The sequence below is a fragment of the Pollutimonas rozaliensis genome, from assembly GCF_048751585.1.
In the GTDB taxonomy this organism is placed as follows: domain Bacteria; phylum Pseudomonadota; class Gammaproteobacteria; order Burkholderiales; family Burkholderiaceae_B.
On record NZ_JAZHOB010000017.1, the window covers coordinates 1 to 3,278 of the forward strand.

Here is a 3,278-nt window from a genome sequence, read left to right on the forward strand (position 1 = left end):
CAATAAGAGCCTGACGATGACCTACTTTCACAGACGTACGTCCACTATCATCGGCGCGAAGGCGTTTCACGGTCCTGTTCGGGATGGGAAGGAGTGGGACCACCTTGCTATGGTCGTCAAGCGTAACCGGGTGTCATCCACGCGTTGGGGCGTGGATAACGAATCTGGGAAGAAGCACCGCGCCGGCTCGGGTGAACCGGGGTGTAATGTAGGGTGTGTGGCGGCGTACGGGCCGCGATGGGTTGCGTACCGGTCAACTCACGGTACGACTTTTGTTTTGTTTGAACGGCACTTGAACACGTACAACCTACAAGGTTATAGGATCAAGCCGCACGGGCAATTAGTATCAGTTAGCTGAACGCATTACTGCGCTTACACACCTGACCTATCAACGTCCTGGTCTCGAACGACCCTTCAGGGGGGTCTAGCCCCCGGGATACCTAATCTTCAGACGAGTTTCCCGCTTAGATGCCTTCAGCGGTTATCTCTTCCGTACATAGCTACTCGGCAATGCCATTGGCATGACAACCGATACACCAGCGGTACGTCCACTCCGGTCCTCTCGTACTAGGAGCAGGCTCCGTCAAGTATCCAACGCCCACGGCAGATAGGGACCAAACTGTCTCACGACGTTTTAAACCCAGCTCACGTACCTCTTTAAATGGCGAACAGCCATACCCTTGGGACCGGCTACAGCCCCAGGATGAGATGAGCCGACATCGAGGTGCCAAACACCGCCGTCGATATGAACTCTTGGGCGGTATCAGCCTGTTATCCCCAGAGTACCTTTTATCCGTTGAGCGATGGCCCTTCCATTCAGAACCACCGGATCACTATGTCCTGCTTTCGCACCTGTTCGACGTGTCAGTCTCACAGTCAAGCACGCTTATGCCATTGCACTATCAGCACGATTTCCGACCGTACCTAGCGTACCTTCGAACTCCTCCGTTACGCTTTAGGAGGAGACCGCCCCAGTCAAACTGCCCACCATGCACTGTCCCCAACCCGGATAACGGGCCAAGGTTAGAACCGCAAACAAACCAGGGTGGTATTTCAAGGTTGGCTCCATAAGCTCTAGCGAGCCTACTTCAACGCCTCCCACCTATCCTACACAGGCCGGTTCACAGTCCAATGCAAAGCTACAGTAAAGGTTCATGGGGTCTTTCCGTCTAGCCGCGGGTAGATTGCATCATCACAAACACTTCAACTTCGCTGAGTCTCAGGAGGAGACAGTGTGGCCATCGTTACGCCATTCGTGCAGGTCGGAACTTACCCGACAAGGAATTTCGCTACCTTAGGACCGTTATAGTTACGGCCGCCGTTTACCGGGGCTTCGATCAAGAGCTTGCACCCCATCACTTAACCTTCCGGCACCGGGCAGGCGTCACACCCTATACGTCCACTTTCGTGTTAGCAGAGTGCTGTGTTTTTAATAAACAGTCGCAGCCACCGATTCTCTGTGACCCCTTCATGCTTTGGGCGCAGGCCCATCACACTACCGGGGTATACCTTCTCCCGAAGTTACGGTATCAATTTGCCGAGTTCCTTCTCCTGAGTTCTCTCAAGCGCCTTGGAATATTCATCCCGTCCACCTGTGTCGGTTTGCGGTACGGTCTCGTGAAACTGAAGCTTAGAGGCTTTTCTTGGAACTGCTTCCGATCAGTTTAGGACCGAAGTCCTATTCAGCCACACCCTTGAATTACGCGCCCGGATTTACCTAAGCGCCTTCTATAGTGCAGCAACGGGGACATCCAACACCCCGATGACCTTGCAGCAATCCGTCCCCCCATCGCATTTCACGACGGTGCTGGAATATTAACCAGCTTCCCATCAGCTACGCATCTCTGCCTCGCCTTAGGGGCCGACTCACCCTGCGCCGATGAACGTTGCGCAGGAAACCTTGGACTTACGGCGAGGGGGCTTTTCACCCCCTTTATCGCTACTCATGTCAGCATTCGCACTTCTGATACCTCCAGCGGACTTCACAATCCGCCTTCACAGGCTTACAGAACGCTCTCCTACCGCGTATATCAAAGATATACACCCGCAGCTTCGGTCTATGGCTTAGCCCCGTTACATCTTCCGCGCAGGACGACTCGATCAGTGAGCTATTACGCTTTCTTTAAAGGATGGCTGCTTCTAAGCCAACCTCCTGACTGTCTGTGCCTTCCCACTTCGTTTCCCACTTAGCCATAGTTTGGGACCTTAGCTGGCGGTCTGGGTTGTTTCCCTCTTGAGTCCGGACGTTAGCACCCGGTGCTCTGTCTCCCACGCTGCTACTTGCCGGTATTCGGAGTTTGCCATAGGTTGGTAAGTCGCCATGACCCCCTAGCTATAACAGTGCTCTACCCCCGGCAGTAATACGTGAGGCACTACCTAAATAGTTTTCGGAGAGAACCAGCTATTTCCAGGCTTGTTTAGCCTTTCACCCCTATCCACAGCTCATCCCCTAATTTTTCAACATTAGTGGGTTCGGTCCTCCAGCACGTGTTACCGTGCCTTCAACCTGGCCATGGATAGATCGCCTGGTTTCGGGTCTACACCCAGCGACTGAATCGCCCTATTCGGACTCGCTTTCGCTACGCCTTCCCTATTCGGTTAAGCTTGCCACTGAATGTAAGTCGCTGACCCATTATACAAAAGGTACGCAGTCACCCCACAAGGAGGCTCCTACTGTTTGTATGCACACGGTTTCAGGATCTATTTCACTCCCCTTCCGGGGTTCTTTTCGCCTTTCCCTCACGGTACTGGTTCACTATCGGTCGATCACGAGTATTTAGCCTTGGAGGATGGTCCCCCCATGTTCAGACAGGATTTCACGTGTCCCGCCCTACTTGTCTGACGCCTAGTTCCACCGGCTGGGTTTCGTCTACAGGGCTATCACCTGCTACGGCCGCGCTTTCCATCGCGTTCGACTACCCAACCGGCTAAAACGTCAAGGCTGTTCCGATTTCGCTCGCCGCTACTTTCGGAATCTCGGTTGATTTCTTTTCCTCGAGCTACTGAGATGTTTCAGTTCACCCGGTTCGCTTCCGCTGGCCTATGTATTCAGCCAGGGATACCCTCTTGCGAGGGTGGGTTTCCCCATTCGGACATCGGCGGATCAAAGCTTGTTTGCCAGCTCCCCGCCGCATTTCGCAGGCTACCACGTCCTTCATCGCCTGTGATCGCCAAGGCATCCACCATGTGCACTTAGTCGCTTGATCCTATAACGTTATAGGTTATAGAAACACTTGAGTATGCGTGTTTGTGCCGTTCATCATTTTCAAAGGCCGTAT

Annotated in this window: 2 rRNA genes; both read right to left on the reverse strand. The window is 53.4% G+C overall.

Annotation, left to right across the window (positions count from 1 at the left end):
* Positions 1–8: 8 nt before the first annotated feature.
* A 5S ribosomal RNA gene (gene rrf, locus V0R37_RS21745) occupies positions 9–121 on the reverse strand.
* 198 nt (positions 122–319) lie between these two features.
* Positions 320–3,206 (reverse strand): 23S ribosomal RNA (locus tag V0R37_RS21750).
* Positions 3,207–3,278 lie beyond the last annotated feature (72 nt).